Source organism: Collinsella sp. AM29-10AC (assembly GCF_003469085.1).
Taxonomy (GTDB): Bacteria; Actinomycetota; Coriobacteriia; order Coriobacteriales; family Coriobacteriaceae; genus Collinsella.
The window spans coordinates 62,833-77,088 of sequence record NZ_QSKB01000005.1 but is presented as its reverse complement, the minus strand read 5'-3'; the positions used below and the strand labels follow the sequence as shown (position 1 = coordinate 77,088).

Genomic DNA, 14,256 nt, shown 5'->3' with positions numbered 1-14,256 from the left:
CTTATGCGACTAAGATGTTTACCCGTAAGCATTATGCAAGCGAAAGGCGGTCGTCTCCCATGCAGCAGAACGACGAGACACGTTTCGAGGACTTTGTTGGACTGATCAGCGGGCTCTACAAGGAGATTCAGCGTATCAAGACGTCCGAAGGCGCAAGGCTGGGCCTCAAGGGCTCCGACGTTATGTGCCTGTACTATCTTGAGCGCAGCAAGGACGGCCTGACTGGCGCCGACCTCGCCCGCATGGCCGGCGTTACCCGTGCCGCCGTTTCGCGCACACTGGCACATCTGGAGGAGGGCGGCTACGTCGAGGTTGACGACTCGGGTGATGCGGCCGTCAAGTATCGTGCTCCGGTGCGCCTGACTGCCCTGGGCGGCGAGAGCATGAGCGAGGCCGATCGCATCATTCGCGAGGTGCTCGATACCACCGGCAAGGCCATGGGCGTGGAGCAGCGCGAGCAGATGTATGCATCGCTGCGCACGATCCTCAACACCCTGCGCGAGATCTAGAGCCGCGCTGGCGCTAGCTTTCAGCCAAGAACTGCATCGTCCCGTTTGAGCGCGTACGCCGTGCCGGGACATTGCTGTCAAAATTCCCTGCGCGGGACCTGCGCAAGAAAGGATTCGCTATGTCCGTCCGCATTATTACCGATTCCGCAAGCGATATGTCGCCGGCCGAGCACCCGGCACTGGACGTTTTGCCGCTGTCCGTCACCTTTGGCACCGATGTGTATATGGATGGCGTCGACATCGATCACCAGCGCTTTTACGAGATGCTTGTGGAGCGCGACGAGCTGCCCAAGACCGGCCAGGTCAACCCGTACGCGTTTTCGCAGGCGATTGCCGAAGCACGTGAGGCCGGCGACGAGGCTGTGATTATTACCGTGGGCGCTAAGCTATCAGGCACCAATCAGAGTGCCCGTACCGCACTTGCCGAGGCGCCAGGTGGCGACGTGTTCGTGGTAGACAGCAACAACGTCACCCTGGGCGAGCGCGTCCTGGTCGAGTATGCGCTGCGCTTGGTGGACGAGGGCCGCAGTGCATCTCAGATCGCGGCGGCTGTCGAGGCCGTGCGCGACCGTGTGGTGGTTATCGGCCTGCTCGAGACGCTGGAGTACCTGGTGCGCGGCGGTCGTCTGTCTGCTGCGGCCGGCGCCGTGGGCACGCTGCTCAACGTGAAGCCCGTGGTGGCTGTCGAGGACGGTCTGATCGTGCAGCTGGGCAAGGCGCGCGGTTCCAAGAACGGCCGCAACCTGCTGAACCAAAAGGTCGAAAAGGCGGGCGGCATCGACTTTTCCATGCCGCTGGCGCTCGGCTATACGGGTCTTTCGGATGCGGTGCTCAAGAAGTATATCGAGGACAGCGCGGCACTGTGGGCTGGTCACACCGAGGGCGAACTGCCCGTTCACACCATCGGCGCCACCATCGGAACCCACGTTGGCCCCGGCGCCGTGGCAGTAGCCTTCTTCCAGCCCGCCAACTAACCGACCTGCCATAAACCATCACAAAGGTGCCTGTCCCCTTTGTGATGGTTTATGCTTTTCCGGGTGGAAGGGAGCGAGCAATGGCGTCTGAGGGCTTTTTTGATCGGGTGTACGGGGTGGTCGAGCAGATCCCCGAGGGGATGGTCGCCACGTATGGTCAGGTGGCACTGCTTGCCGGTCGTCCACGAAGTGCGCGGTACGTGGGGTATGCCCTTCATAGTAATCCGCGCCCTGGCCAAATTCCCTGTCATCGCGTGGTGTTTGCCGACGGCCGTATCTGTGAGGGCTTTGCCTTTGGCGGCCCCGATGCTCAGCGCGAGCTCTTAATGGGGGAGGGCGTGACGTTTGCCGATCCCATGCATGTTGATCTGGCCGCCTGTCGTTGGCCTGCTGGACTCTAACAGCTCTGCCGTGGTCAAAGCCACCACAAAGGTGCCTGTCCCCTTTGTGGTGGCTTTCCGTTGCAGGTTTACCTGGGCTAACTTATGGAGAAGGTGTGTTGGGGTAGTTTGACGCTAGAAAGTAAGCCACGGTGAACTATATTGGTTTCAGCAACGGAGCAGGCAATAGGCGATGAAAAAGCCTGCCCTGTTGAGTTTGATTCGCATCCCTCCCCTCTGTGCGATTCAACGGTGTACTTCGGGAACAGGCCCGCTGGCAGCTAACTGCCGGCGGGCCTGTTCCTGTTTGTCGGGAGAGTGTGATGGATGGAGCTGAAGCGGTCCGGCTCCAAAAAAGGCGGACGCCGTAGCGCCCGCCCTAAAGCAATCGAAAGCTCAAGCCAGCAAATCGGTCTAGTACACCATGCCCATGGCGTCCTGAACCTCGGCCAGGGTCTGCTCGGCGATCTCATTGGCGCGACGGTTGCCCTCATGCAGGACGTCCTTCACATAGTCCAGATCGTTCTCGTAGCGCTGGCGACGCTCGCGGATAGGTGCGAAGTACTTGTTGACGGCCTCGGTCACGTACTTCTTGAGCTGGCCGGAGCCGCCCATGCCAATCTCCTCGGCAATCTCGACTTCGGAACGGCCGGTGCAGATGGCGGCTGTTGAAAGCAGGCCAGACACGCCGGGGCGGTTCTCGGGATCGAACGTGATCATGCGCTCGGAGTCGGTCTGGCTCTTCTTGATGCGTTTGGCCGTTTCCTCGGCGGTCATCGAGATGTTGATGGCGTTGCCGTAGCTCTTGCTCATCTTGCGACCGTCCAGGCCCGGCAGCAGCGGGGTCTCGGACAGCAGCGCGTCGACCTCGGGGAACACCTTGCCGTAGCGGTTGTTAAAGCGGCGGGCGATGGTGCGGGTGAGCTCGATGTGCGGCAGCTGGTCGCGGCCGACGGGCACGACGTTGCCCTTGCAGAACAGGATGTCGCAGGCCTGATGCACCGGGTAGGTGAGCAGAAGGCCGGTGAGCTCGTGGCCCGAGGCCTCCATCTCGGCCTTGACGGTGGGGTTGCGCGCCAGCTCGGCCTCGGAGACCAGCGACAGGAACGGCAGCATGAGCTGGTTGGCGGCGGGCACGGCGGAGTGCGCGTAGATCATGGTCTTGTCGGGATCGATGCCGCAGGCAAGGTAGTCCATGACCATGTTGTACACGTTGTCCTGGATGTGCTCGGTCGTGTCGCGGTCAGTGATGACCTGGTAGTCGGCGATGAGCACGTTGGTCTTGGCGCCCATGTTCTGCAGCTCAACACGGCCCTTGAGGGTACCGAAGTAGTGGCCCAGGTGCAGACGGCCGGTGGGGCGGTCGCCGGTGAGCATGGTGAACTTCTCGGGCGTTTTGGTCAGGCCCTCGCGAATGGCGTTGCTCTTTTGCAGCGCGACTTCGTAGCTGTTCTCGTTTGGCATGATTGCTCCTAACGTATGTTCATGGGTCAAGATGATAACGCGTTTATTGGAGGGGCGGTGCGTAAGTAGGCGAGGGCGGGAGAGGGACGCGCGTGGTGCGGCTTGTGCGATGGGCGCGGCGCGGCCGCGCTTGGCCAACGGTGCCTTGGCACATCCTCGGCAGCTTGCCCTAGAGCTTGTGGTGGCGCTCTTCTTTGCGCTCCTCGGCTGCCTGCTCCTCCTGCTTAAAGGCGGGGTCGTCGGGGGTGACGAGCTCGTCCTCGTGCGTGCGCTTGTTGTAATGGTGGCGTAGCACGGGTTCAAACAGGTGCAGGTGCTTGGCGAAGGCCGCCGAGCCAATGGCGAGCACGGTAAAGATGAGCACACGCATGGGCACTTCGACCTGGTTAATCGCGGCGGCGCCGGCCGAAAGCATGATGCACCAGGCATAGATGAGCAGCACGGCCTGTTTTTGGTTGTAGCCTTCTTGGATTAGGCGGTGGTGGATGTGGCCCTTGTCGGCCTGCCCAATGCTAATGTGGGCGCGCCTGCGGCGCACGATGGCGCTAAACGTGTCGATGATGGGCACGCCGGCAACGATGAGCGGGATGATAAGCGAGGTGAGCGCGGCGGTGCGGCTCACGTTGAGCAGCGAGATGGAGCCCAGTGCAAAGCCCAGAAGCAGCGACCCCGAGTCGCCCAAGAAGATGCTTGCGGGGTTGAAGTTGTAGCGCAAAAAGGCCAGGCAGGCGCCAAAGAGCGCAATGGAGAGCGCGGCGGCGTCGATGCGGCCCGAGAGAACGGCCATCGAAAACATGGTGAACGAGGCGATGCCGCAGATGCCCGTGGCCAAGCCGTCGAGGCCGTCGATGAGGTTAATGATGTTGGTGAATGCCACCAGATAGATTACGGTGATGGGGTAGGCGAGCCACCCGAGCATGATTTCGCCGGGGGCAAACGGGTTGACGATGACGCCGATCCGCAGGCCGCCGATACAGGCGATGAGCGCGGCGAGGACCTGCCCGGCCAGCTTTTGCTTGGGCTTGAGTTGGAAGACGTCATCGATAGCGCCGGTCGCAAAGATGACGGTAAAGGAGAGCGCCAGCATGGGATAGCTAATGTGAAGGCGCGGGTGCGGCACCAGGACGGGTGGCCAGCCTAGGTGCCAGGTGCCTAGGATTTGCACAATGCAGGCAACGACCAGGCCCAAAAACACCGCCGTTCCGCCCAAACGCGGGATGGGCTTTGTGTTGATGCGGCGCTTAGAAGGATAGTCGACGGCATCGAGCTTAATTGCCAAGCGCTTGACCAGGGGCACCGCGAGGAAGGTCGTGATAAAGGCCGCCGCTGCCACGCATAGGTACGGTATGTAGCTCGGGGATGAAGCCATGAATCTAAAAACCGCCAAGCGTCGAAGGAAAAGGTCAGAAGAACGCCATGCGCAAAGGGCATAGCCGAACCATAATACTCGACCAAGGGGGGTGCATGTAATTGCACGCAGCGATAATCACGCGCTTACCAGATATTGGGATGTTGTCGATGGCTTGTCGGGATGCCGACGGGGATCCATATGGACCGTGATGGTGATTTTCGGCAAAAGAAAACCACCCCCCCACGTTACGAAAATGAACCCACCTAAAACAGGTGGGTGCCCTCATCGACTGTTCCAGCGTCCTTAACAACGAAGGATACCTGTACTAGGTACGACTGTGTGGGCTCCCTAAATAAACGCGACGGTTCACCCAGTTGCTCCGCGGGGGGGCGGAATACCTACATCATAAAGCGGCACTTTATCGATTCCAGTCTTGACATTACAAAAATCGTGTCGGACGATTACGGCGCCTTGGGGCTCGAGCCGTCTACGCGGCCTGGCCCTTTACGTTTGAGCTGCTGAATCGTTGTTTTGGAGCATGTTTTTATGCCGACGTCGTTGACCGAACTTTTTTCGCCCGCCTGCCATTTGTGTCCCCGCCGTTGCGGTGCGGCGCGCGATGAGGGCGTGCGCGGCGTATGCGGTGCTAACGACACGCTCAGGGTGGCCCGCGCGGCGCTTCATATGTGGGAGGAGCCGCCTATCTCGGGCGAGGCCGGTTCGGGCACGATCTTCTTTAGCGGCTGCTCGCTTAAATGTATCTACTGCCAGAACCACGAGATCTCGACCGGCAATTTTGGCCTTGAGATTTCGCCTGAGCGTCTGGTCGAGATTATGCTGGAACTGCAGGACCAGGGAGCCAACAACATCAACCTGGTGACTGCGACGCATTATGCTCACCTGCTGCCGGCCGCGATTGCCGCAGCGAGGGAGCGCGGGCTGGACATCCCGATCGTTTACAACACGAGCGGCTATGAGCGGGCGAGTGCCGTAGCTGCCCTGGGTGACCTGGTCGATGTGTGGCTCACCGACTTTAAATATGCCGATGCCGGGCTTGCGCAGTCGCTTTCTCATATTAAGGATTACCCGCGCGTGGCCGTGTCGGGCCTGGCACAGATGGCGTGCGAGATCGAGCGCCGCGGGGGAGAGCTGGTGGACGAGGACGGGCTCATGAAGCGCGGTATCATCGTGCGCCACCTGGTGCTGCCGGGGCATGCGGACGATTCGTGCCGCGTGCTGGACCTGGTGTGGCAGACGGTGGGCGACGTGCCGATTTCGGTTATGAACCAGTACACGCCCAATGCACTCATGCGCGAGCAGGGCGGCGAGTTGGCCCGTGCCGTAACGCGCGAGGAGTACGAGCAGGTGCTCGACCATGCCGACGACCTGGGCTTTACGACGATGTTTTGGCAAGAGGGCGGCGCGGTAGACGAGAGCTTTACCCCGGCGTTTGACACCACCGGTGTTCTTACCAGCGCAAAGTAGCTCTGCTGAGTAGTCTTTTTGGGACGGGGCTTTTTTAGCCCCAGCAGAGAGCGCACACGTTTTGGCCGATTAACGGCAGGGGCAGCTAAAAAGCCCCGTCCCAAAAAGACTACTCTCGGCAGGGGTCGAGCCGGCATCTGAAAGTAGCTAAAATAGCCCCGCCCCAAAAAGACTGGTTATTGGGCGTTGACAGTTGGCGAGCCGTAGGTAAAATATCGACTTGTCCTGGGGACGTAGCTCAGTTGGGAGAGCGCTGCCGTCGCATGGCAGAGGCCGAGGGTTCGACTCCCTTCGTCTCCACCCTTGGATTTGATAAGCCGCTGACATTGTGTCGGCGGCTTTTTTTAAAAGAAAGGGCTGTACCATGGCCGAGCTTGAGTCCCAACCATTGTCCGACGAGGAGCGCGCTGAGTTGGAAGAGCTCCGCGCTGAGAAGGCACGCCGCGAGGCTCGGGAAGAGGCCCGTCGCGAGCGTGAGGAGCTGGCTGCCCTGCGTGCCGAGCGTGCGAAGGCCGAGGAGGTCGCCGCGAACGCCGCACCCGCACCGGCGCCCGCGCCCAAGCCCGCTGCCGCGAAGCCTGCACCTGCCGCGCCCAAACCTCAGCCTAAAAAGGCCGCTCGTTCCAAGTCCGTCGAGCCCAAGCCGAGCCGTGACGAGATGACCTTTGCCCAGCGCATGGTTACCTCCAAGGAGCCTACGGGCGAGAACGAGATCCCTGGCATGGCGCCGGCTCAAAAAATCATCATTGTCCTTGCCCTCATCGCGTTTGTCATCTTTATGGGCTACACGATCCTGACCAGCATGGGCCTGCTCTAACCGATTTACATCGGGCGTCATGTCCGAACACTCTGCCCTTGTCCAACCCTCAACCTCTGCACAACGCATCCGAAAGGTCGCCCCATGGCTTTGACCGATATCTCTCATCCCACCGACATCGCAATGCTTACCGATCTGTACGAGCTCACTATGGCCCAGGGCCTGTGGGAGAGCGGCAAGGCCAATGAGCAGGGTTGTTTTACCGCGTTTTACCGCGACCATCCCTTTGGTAGCGCCTATGCCGTCATGTGCGGTACCGCCGAGCTGCCCGAGCTGGTCGAGAACCTGCGCTTTACGCCCGAGGACATCGACTACCTCGCCTCGCTCCAGGCCCCGGCCGGCGGCGCGATGTTCAAGCCTGAATTCCTCGACTACCTGCGCGATTTTCGTGCGCATGTAAACATCGACGCCGTCCCCGAGGGCGAGCTCGTCTTTCCGCGTGAGCCCATGGTGCGCGTTACCGGCCCCGCGCTGGAGTGCCAGCTGCTCGAGACGGCGCTGCTCAACATCGTCGGCTTCCAGACGCTTGTCGCCACCAAGACGGCGCGCGTGGTGCTGGCGGCGGACGGCCGTCCCGTGGCCGAGTTTGGCCTGCGCCGCGCCCAGGGTCCCGATGGCGGCCTGGCCGTCGCGCGCGCGAGCTACGTTGCCGGCTGTTCCTCTACGTCCAATGTGCTCGCCGGCCGCCGCTACGGTATTCCCGTCTTTGGCACGCATGCGCACAGCTGGGTGATGAGCTTCGATTCCGAGCTCGAGGCCTTCCGTGCCTTTGCCAAGTCGAGCCCCAAGAACTGTACGCTGCTCATCGACACCTACGATGTGCGCGAGGGCTGCGAGCATGCCATTACGGTTGCCAAGGAGATGGAGGCGGTGGGCGAGCGCCTGTCGGCTATTCGCATCGACTCGGGCGACCTCGCCAAGCTCTCCAAATATGTGCGTGGCCGTTTTGATGCCGAGGGCCTGCCCTATGTAGGGATCTCGGTTTCCAACGATCTGGACGAGTACACGATTCAGTCGCTGCTCGATCAGGGTGCGCCCATCGATAGCTTTGGTGTGGGTACCAAGCTCGCGACCTGCTACGACCAGCCGGCGCTTGGCGGTGTGTATAAGCTTTCCGCCCGCCGTGCGAGCGAGACGGATCCGTGGACGCCGGTGGTTAAGCTCTCCGAGCAGCCCTACAAGCGCACGATCCCGGGTGTGCAGCGCGTGCGCCGTTATTACGACGGCTTTGGCGGCCCGATCTGCGACATGATCTATGACGAGGATCATCTGTCTGGGGAGGGCGCCGCGCGCGGTAATACCCTCGTGGCCGTGAACGATGCTGCGCTGGTGACCGATGTGTCCGAGCTCGAGTATCGCGAGCTGCTGGCGCCGATCGTGCGCGATGGCAGCGCCGTTGCCCCGCGCGAGAGCATTGAGGACGCACGCGAGCGTTGCACCTGGGCACTGGACCATCTGGATCCGGTCTACAAGCGCTTCCTGTACCCGCAGACTTATGTGGTGGGCATGGAGCAGGGCTTGGCACAGGTGCGCGACGAGCTTGTGCGCAAGAACATGGCCGCGGCTTCTGCCTTTCCCTGGGCTCACTAATTCCTTGGGCGGTAGGGGCGAGTCACGCTTCCTTGGCCGCCAGCTCGGCCGTTCGCTGAACAGTTGATTGGTTTGACGTATGACGACTTCTTATAAAACGATGGTGGTAAAGATCGGTTCGTCCACGGTGGTGGGCGCCGACGGCAAGGTCAACCGCGCCTTTATCGGCGGGCTTGCCGACCAGGCCGCAGCGCTGCGCGAGCTTGGCTGGCGCCTGATCGTGGTGAGCTCGGGCGCCATTGCCTGCGGCTATCCCGTGCTGGGCTTCGACCGTAAGCCGGTCGGCGACCTGCCGAGCCTGCAGGCCTGCGCCTCGGCCGGTCAGTGCATCATCTCGTCGGCCTACGACGAGGAGTTCCATGCGCGCGACCTGCTCACCTCGCTCGTGTTGCTCACGCGTCACGACACGGCGCGCCGCACGTCCTACCTGCACGCGCGCGACGCCCTGCTTCGCCTGGTGGAGCTCGGCGTGGTGCCGGTCGTCAACGAGAACGATACCGTCACCGTCGATGAGATCAAGTTTGGCGACAACGACACGCTGGCGGCGCTTGTGAGCTGCCTGGTTTCTGCCGATCTGTGCGTGACGCTCTCGGACATCGATGGCCTCTACACCGCCAATCCGCATGAGGATCCGACGGCCGAGTTTATCCCGGTCGTGCATAAGATCGATGCCAAGATTATCGCCTCGGCGGGCGATTCTTCCACATCGGTGGGTACGGGCGGCATGATCACCAAGATTCGCGCGAGCCGCATTCTCATGACGGCGGGCATTCAAAGCGTGATTTGCTCGGGCGAGGAGCCCGATGCGCTCGTGCGTCTGGCCCGCGGCGAGAGCGTGGGTACGCTGTTCGATCCGCCGGCGGAGCGCCTGGACATTGCGCCGCGCAAGTTGTGGATTGCACTGGGCGACAAGGCGCACGGCTCGGTGACGGTCGATGACGGCGCCGCGAAGGCGCTGGTCAGCCGCGGATCGTCGCTGCTCGCGGTGGGTATTCGCGAGGTCGATGGCCAGTTTGCCGAGGGCGATGTGCTCGACGTGTGCGACCCGAGCGGCATGGTTGTCGCCCGTGGTATCGCCGAGGCCGATTCGGACGTGCTGGAGCTTGCCGCCGGCCGCCGCCAGGACCAGATTGCCAGCAACCGCCTGCTCGCAGACCTGGCCGAGAAGCCCGCGATCCATAGGGACAACTTGATAGTGTTTGCATAAAGAGAGGCAGCGCTGCGGCTCGTTTTGCCAGCAGTGCTGCCTCTCCTTTTCCGGCACTTGGGGACGTTCCTTATGTGCCGGCACTTTGGGACACTCCTTTGCTAGAAGATCTGGCGCAGGTCTCCGCGGTTGAGGGCTTCGTCGAAGAGGTGCTTGAACACCACGCTGCCGTGCAAGCCGTCGTGCTCGAACTCGTTGGTCACCCAGGCATGCGAGTTGCCCACGCGGCTGAGCGTATCGAGCTGCATGCCCGAGTCCACGTACATGTCATCGAAGTACACCGCGGCCTGCAGGGGCACCTCGTTGCACGCCAGGCGCTGCGGGTCATAGATCTTGTCCCAGCTGGTGTCTTCCATAAGCAGATCCATCGCCGGCTTGAAGGGCTTAAGTTCGGGCATCTGCTCAAACATCCACGGGAACATGGCCTCGCCGGTAAACATGAGCGGTCGCGTGAGCGTGTCGAACTCGGCACGATGGGCCTTCTCTTCTGCCGCGGCCCAGCGAATGGGCATGGTGTCGCCGTCGGCGTAGATGAACTCCTGAAGCGTCCAGTACAGCGGATTCGTGCGCGTGTTGGTGCGCTCGAAGGCGCGCATCAAAAAGCTGTCAGATACCGAGGCGCCGCAGGCCAGCGTGCCGTCGCCGTCAACAAAAGCATGATCGATAATCCAATGCATGCGCTCAAAGCTCGGCTTCATGCCAAAGTCGCTGCCCATGAGCTGCAGGCGTTCGACCGTCATCGGCGAGCCGTCGGGTAGCACGGGCTTTTGCTCCTCGAGGGCATCTGCCAGGGCCGCCACGCGCTCGACGTCGGCGGGGTAGCGGTTGTAATACTGCTGCGTCTTGGCAGCCATGCGCGGGAAGGTGTGCGCGTAGACCTCGCTTGCGCTCGCCGGTACGTGGGGGATGCCGCCGCAGGTAAAGCTTGCCGCCACGCCCTCGGGGAAGAGCGACAGGTAGCTCAGCGTCAAAAAGCCGCCGTAGCTCTGCCCGAGCGTGACCCAGGGCCTGCCGCCAAAGCCCACCAGGCGCAGGTACTCAAAATCGCGCACGATGGAGCTGGCGAGGTGGCGCTTGAGGAAGTCCGCCTGCGAGCGGGCAGCATCGGAGCCGGCCGCCTCGGCGCGCTCGCCCAGTGCGGCAATCGTGCGCCCGTCTACACAGCTGCTGCGCCCGGTACCGCGCTGGTCGGGCAGCACGACGCGGAAATGCTTGACGGCCTCTTCGATCCAGCCATCGCTTGTGGGCGACAGCGGACGCGGGCTCTCGCCACCGGGGCCGCCCTGCAAAAAGAGAAGGAGCGGCAGGTCGTCGTTGATGCGGTCGGGTGCGCAAACCACGCGGTAGAAGAGCTTGATGCTCTCGGGCGCACCGGCGATGGGTGTCGGTATAGCGCCGCGGCGCATGGTGCTGCCGACGGCCAGGAGCATCGGCTCCAGGCCGCGCCAGTCGAGGGGGACGTCGATGCTGTGGTCCTCGACATACAGGCCGGGGACGTGGTACGAAGTGATGAGGGCCATGTGAGTCTTCCGTTCGTTGCGGTGTTTCGGGTTGACCAATTCTACCGCCGCGGGCGAGGCCATGCGCAAATCGGCTACCATGGTTGCAAACTTCTAGGAGAAAGGGCCGCCCATGTCGGTCGATATAGCCACGTATGTCCACGATCTTGCCGTTGCCGCCAAGGCAGCGTCGGCCTCGCTTGCCACGGCGAGCGATGAACAGCGCCAGGAGGCCGTGCGCGCCATGGCCGCGGCGCTGCGCGACGGCGTCGACTCCATCGTCGCCGCCAACGAGCTCGATATGTCCGCTGCGCGCGATGCGGGTACCTCGGCCGGACTGCTCGATCGTCTGCTGCTGACGCCCGAGCGCGTCGAGGGCATGGCCGCCGGCCTGGAAAAGCTCGCCGAGCTGCCCGATCCCGTGGGCCGCGTGCTCGACCACCGCGTGCTTGCAAGCGGCGTGGACCTGACCCGTGTGAGTGTGCCGCTGGGCCTGGTCGCCATGGTTTACGAGGCGCGTCCCAACGTGACGGCCGACGCCGCGGGCATCTGCATCCGTACCGGCAACGCCTGCATTCTGCGCGGCGGCTCGCTGGCCTATCACTCGTGTGCCATGATTTCTGAGCTGCTGGCCGATGCGCTCGAGGCCAAGGGCTTCCCGCGCGAGGCCGTGTCGATGATCGAGTCCACCGACCGCGAGGCCACTGGCGAGCTCATGAAGCTCCGCGGTGTTGTCGACGTACTCATTCCGCGCGGCGGTGCAGGCCTGATCCAGCGCTGCGTGCGCGAGTCGCTCGTTCCGGTGATCGAGACGGGCACGGGTAACTGCCACATCTACGTGCATGAATCCGCCGACTTCGATAAAGCGCTCAATATTATCGTCAACGCTAAGACGCAGCGCGTGGGCGTGTGCAATGCCGCCGAGTCGCTGCTGGTCGACCGTGCCGTGGCCGATGCGTTTTTGCCTGCGGTCGTGGCCGTGCTGCATGACCACGGCGTGCTCATTCACGGCGACGAGGCCACGTGCGCCGCATGCGCCGACACCGGGCTTGCCGAGGGCGATGACTACGTTGCCGCGACTGAGGAGGACTGGGGTCGCGAGTATCTGGCGCTCGAGATGAGCGTGAAGGTCGTGGCGAACGAGGACGAGGCCATCGCGCACATCAACCGCTACGGCACGATGCACTCCGAGGCCATCGTTGCAGAGGACACGGATGCTTGCGAGCGCTTCCTGGACGAGGTCGATGCCTCGGCCGTGTATGCCAACGCCAGCACGCGCTTTACCGACGGCGGCGAGTTTGGCCTGGGCGCCGAGATTGGCATCTCGACCCAAAAGCTCCACGCCCGCGGCCCCTTTGCCGCCGAGGCCCTCACCACCTACAAATACAAGCTCCGCGGCACCGGCCAGGTCCGCCCCTAAACCTGTTGCAAACGAAAAACCACCACAAAGGCGCCTGTCTCCTTTGTGGTGGTTTTAGGTGGCGTGGGCGGTTAGGCCTGGAAGGTATCGCGATCGGGCGCGAAGGATTGCATGGCCGCGATGGTACGGTCGAAGAGCTCGGGAAGCTCCCAGCCCAGCATCTCGGCGCCCTGCGAAATCACGTCGCGTGAGCAGCCGGCGGCAAAGCGCTTATCCTTGAACTTTTTCTTGAGCGACTTGGTCGTAAAGTCCATGACGCTTTTGCTCGGACGCATGATCACGGCAGCACCGATTAGACCGGTGAGTTCGTCGCAGGCAAACAGGATCTTCTCCATCTGCAGCTCGGGCTTGGGTAGCGAAGAGTTGAAGTCGGACGTATGCGTCTGAATTGCGCGGATGAGCTCGGGCGATGCGCCCTCGTCCTCGAGGATCTCGGCCGCATAGATGGTGTGGTTCATGGGGTCATCCTCATGCTCCTCCCAATCCAGGTCGTGCAGCAGGCCGACGATGCCCCAAAACTCCTCGTTCTCGGGGTCGAACTCGCGCGCAAAGTAGCGCATGGTGCCCTCGACCGTCTCGCCATGGGTGATGTGGAACGGGTCCTTGTTGTGCTCGTTGAGCAGTTCGAACGCGCGGTCGCGGGTGATTCCGGCGGTAAGCGGCTCTGCCATAAGAGACTCCTTGTGCTCGTGGGTATCGCTAAGAATGAATACTACTGGAACAAGAAAACCACCACAAAGGTGCCTGTCCCCTTTGTGGTGGTTTTTGGCGCGGATGGGTTAGTTGAGGGCGGCTTGGGCTAGGCGAGCTTCGGCGTCCTCCTCGGTGACGCCCAAGGCCACGGCGAACTCCTCGATGGAACGACGCTTGGCCTCCTTGAGTACGCGCATGTAGTAGGAGCTGGGCTTTTTATCAGCTTCCTCGGCCTGGCGAATGCGGTGCATCATGGTTTTTGCCACACGGACTGTCTCGGGTGCACCTAGCTTAAGCTGCTGCTTAAAGTGCGTTTCCTCAAGCGAGCTGTTGCGCTCGGTAAAGGTGTCGCATTCCAGCTCGTCGTAGTGGCTCAGCAGGTGCTCGGCATCCTGTTGAGAGATGGCGGCATGTAGACGGTCGGCCTGCGCCACGGGGTACATGAGAATCGTCTGCGCATGCCCCTGCTTGGTCTCGAGCAGCAGCATGGGCTGCGGCGTGTCGTCCCTAAAACCGACGACGGTGCAGACTCCCTGACCCGGATGAATGACGTGTTGACCGATTGAGAACATGCTACCTCCAACTTATACGAATTTGCGTATGTCTAGAATACCACGCTGACGTGCGGAAACCCTTACTTTATGCAGGAAAAGCACACAATTCTGATAGGTAAGAGTATTCGATAACAGACGCAGCTCATTCACACCTTTATGCATTTTCAACGCCTGCATAATCTGCAGGCAGACCGGCATCTTTGAGTGACTCCATGCAAGCTGTAGTCATTTTTGTGCATATGCAATATCTATTAGCTTTACCCTGCGACAGTGCCCGTCGCTTGTGATAGAGTGCTACAAACTCTGGCTTTTG

Annotated in this window: 13 protein-coding genes and 1 tRNA gene; 9 read left to right on the top strand and 5 right to left on the bottom strand. The window is 61.8% G+C overall.

All coding sequences use genetic code 11. The annotated features are described in order from the left end of the window. Positions 1 to 59 precede the first annotated feature (59 nt). From DW754_RS02875 to DW754_RS02865, 3 genes are all read left to right on the top strand, one after another. A complete protein-coding gene (locus DW754_RS02875) occupies positions 60 to 509 on the top strand; it encodes a MarR family winged helix-turn-helix transcriptional regulator (protein ID WP_022093866.1) in 450 nt (149 codons plus the stop codon). Positions 510 to 628: 119 nt separating this feature from the next. Continuing rightward, on the top strand, positions 629 to 1,483 hold the full coding sequence (locus DW754_RS02870) for a DegV family protein (protein WP_117758342.1): 855 nt from the start codon (positions 629 to 631) through the stop codon (positions 1,481 to 1,483). 80 nt (positions 1,484 to 1,563) lie between these two features. Beyond that, positions 1,564 to 1,884 (top strand): MGMT family protein, encoded by a 321-nt coding sequence (locus tag DW754_RS02865; RefSeq protein WP_117716818.1) that lies wholly within the window; start codon positions 1,564 to 1,566, stop codon positions 1,882 to 1,884. Between the two features lie 393 nt (positions 1,885 to 2,277). Here DW754_RS02865 and trpS read toward each other — a convergent pair whose 3' ends face one another. Further along, on the bottom strand, positions 2,278 to 3,327 hold the full coding sequence (trpS, locus tag DW754_RS02860; RefSeq protein WP_117758341.1) for a tryptophan--tRNA ligase: 1,050 nt from the start codon (positions 3,325 to 3,327) through the stop codon (positions 2,278 to 2,280). 169 nt (positions 3,328 to 3,496) lie between these two features. After that, on the bottom strand, positions 3,497 to 4,696 hold the full coding sequence (locus DW754_RS02855; protein ID WP_117716820.1) for an MraY family glycosyltransferase: 1,200 nt from the start codon (positions 4,694 to 4,696) through the stop codon (positions 3,497 to 3,499). 528 nt (positions 4,697 to 5,224) lie between these two features. Here DW754_RS02855 and DW754_RS02850 point away from each other — a divergent pair. The 5 genes from DW754_RS02850 (at position 5,225) to proB (ending at position 9,777) form a co-directional block, all read left to right on the top strand. Then, complete coding sequence (locus DW754_RS02850) at positions 5,225 to 6,163, top strand: radical SAM protein (protein WP_117716821.1); 939 nt, start codon at positions 5,225 to 5,227, stop codon at positions 6,161 to 6,163. 227 nt (positions 6,164 to 6,390) lie between these two features. Continuing rightward, positions 6,391 to 6,463 (top strand) — tRNA-Ala (locus DW754_RS02845). Between the two features lie 64 nt (positions 6,464 to 6,527). Further along, the gene (locus DW754_RS02840) at positions 6,528 to 6,980 is read left to right on the top strand and encodes a hypothetical protein (RefSeq protein WP_117716822.1); all 453 of its coding nucleotides are present in this window, start codon (positions 6,528 to 6,530) and stop codon (positions 6,978 to 6,980) included. 84 nt (positions 6,981 to 7,064) lie between these two features. Further along, entirely contained in the window at positions 7,065 to 8,570 is a 1,506-nt protein-coding gene (locus DW754_RS02835; RefSeq protein WP_117655692.1) for a nicotinate phosphoribosyltransferase, read from the top strand. A gap of 79 nt (positions 8,571 to 8,649) precedes the next feature. Further along, the gene (gene proB, locus DW754_RS02830; RefSeq protein ID WP_089572036.1) at positions 8,650 to 9,777 is read left to right on the top strand and encodes a glutamate 5-kinase; all 1,128 of its coding nucleotides are present in this window, start codon (positions 8,650 to 8,652) and stop codon (positions 9,775 to 9,777) included. Between the two features lie 101 nt (positions 9,778 to 9,878). Here the strand turns inward: proB and DW754_RS02825 are convergent, their stop codons facing one another. After that, positions 9,879 to 11,297, bottom strand: coding sequence for an alpha/beta fold hydrolase (locus DW754_RS02825; RefSeq protein WP_117758340.1), 1,419 nt, complete (start codon positions 11,295 to 11,297; stop codon positions 9,879 to 9,881). Between the two features lie 112 nt (positions 11,298 to 11,409). Between DW754_RS02825 and DW754_RS02820 the strand changes: the two genes are divergently transcribed. Further along, positions 11,410 to 12,696: a glutamate-5-semialdehyde dehydrogenase gene (locus DW754_RS02820; protein ID WP_117655690.1), complete on the top strand. Its 1,287-nt coding sequence runs from the start codon at positions 11,410 to 11,412 to the stop codon at positions 12,694 to 12,696. A 71-nt stretch (positions 12,697 to 12,767) separates the two neighbouring features. On the opposite strand, the gene DW754_RS02815 is transcribed toward DW754_RS02820, so the two are convergent. Continuing rightward, a complete protein-coding gene (locus DW754_RS02815) occupies positions 12,768 to 13,367 on the bottom strand; it encodes an HD domain-containing protein (RefSeq protein ID WP_117758339.1) in 600 nt (199 codons plus the stop codon). A 108-nt stretch (positions 13,368 to 13,475) separates the two neighbouring features. After that, positions 13,476 to 13,961 carry a CarD family transcriptional regulator gene (locus DW754_RS02810; RefSeq protein ID WP_022094807.1) on the bottom strand — a complete coding sequence of 162 codons (486 nt, stop codon included), beginning with the start codon at positions 13,959 to 13,961 and terminating at the stop codon, positions 13,476 to 13,478. Between the last annotated feature and the right edge of the window lie 295 nt (positions 13,962 to 14,256).

Bases quoted from the DNA above. Each gene is read 5' to 3' on its own strand.
- DW754_RS02820 (WP_117655690.1), top strand. From the start codon at position 11,410: ATGTCGGTCGATATAGCCACGTATGTCCACGATCTTGCCGTTGCCGCC.
- DW754_RS02840 (WP_117716822.1), top strand. From the start codon at position 6,528: ATGGCCGAGCTTGAGTCCCAACCATTGTCCGACGAGGAGCGCGCTGAG.
- proB (WP_089572036.1), top strand. From the start codon at position 8,650: ATGACGACTTCTTATAAAACGATGGTGGTAAAGATCGGTTCGTCCACG.
- DW754_RS02825 (WP_117758340.1), bottom strand. From the start codon at position 11,297: ATGGCCCTCATCACTTCGTACCACGTCCCCGGCCTGTATGTCGAGGAC.
- DW754_RS02865 (WP_117716818.1), top strand. From the start codon at position 1,564: ATGGCGTCTGAGGGCTTTTTTGATCGGGTGTACGGGGTGGTCGAGCAG.
- DW754_RS02835 (WP_117655692.1), top strand. From the start codon at position 7,065: ATGGCTTTGACCGATATCTCTCATCCCACCGACATCGCAATGCTTACC.
- DW754_RS02855 (WP_117716820.1), bottom strand. From the start codon at position 4,696: ATGGCTTCATCCCCGAGCTACATACCGTACCTATGCGTGGCAGCGGCG.
- DW754_RS02815 (WP_117758339.1), bottom strand. From the start codon at position 13,367: ATGGCAGAGCCGCTTACCGCCGGAATCACCCGCGACCGCGCGTTCGAA.
- DW754_RS02850 (WP_117716821.1), top strand. From the start codon at position 5,225: ATGCCGACGTCGTTGACCGAACTTTTTTCGCCCGCCTGCCATTTGTGT.
- DW754_RS02875 (WP_022093866.1), top strand. From the start codon at position 60: ATGCAGCAGAACGACGAGACACGTTTCGAGGACTTTGTTGGACTGATC.
- trpS (WP_117758341.1), bottom strand. From the start codon at position 3,327: ATGCCAAACGAGAACAGCTACGAAGTCGCGCTGCAAAAGAGCAACGCC.
- DW754_RS02870 (WP_117758342.1), top strand. From the start codon at position 629: ATGTCCGTCCGCATTATTACCGATTCCGCAAGCGATATGTCGCCGGCC.
- DW754_RS02810 (WP_022094807.1), bottom strand. From the start codon at position 13,961: ATGTTCTCAATCGGTCAACACGTCATTCATCCGGGTCAGGGAGTCTGC.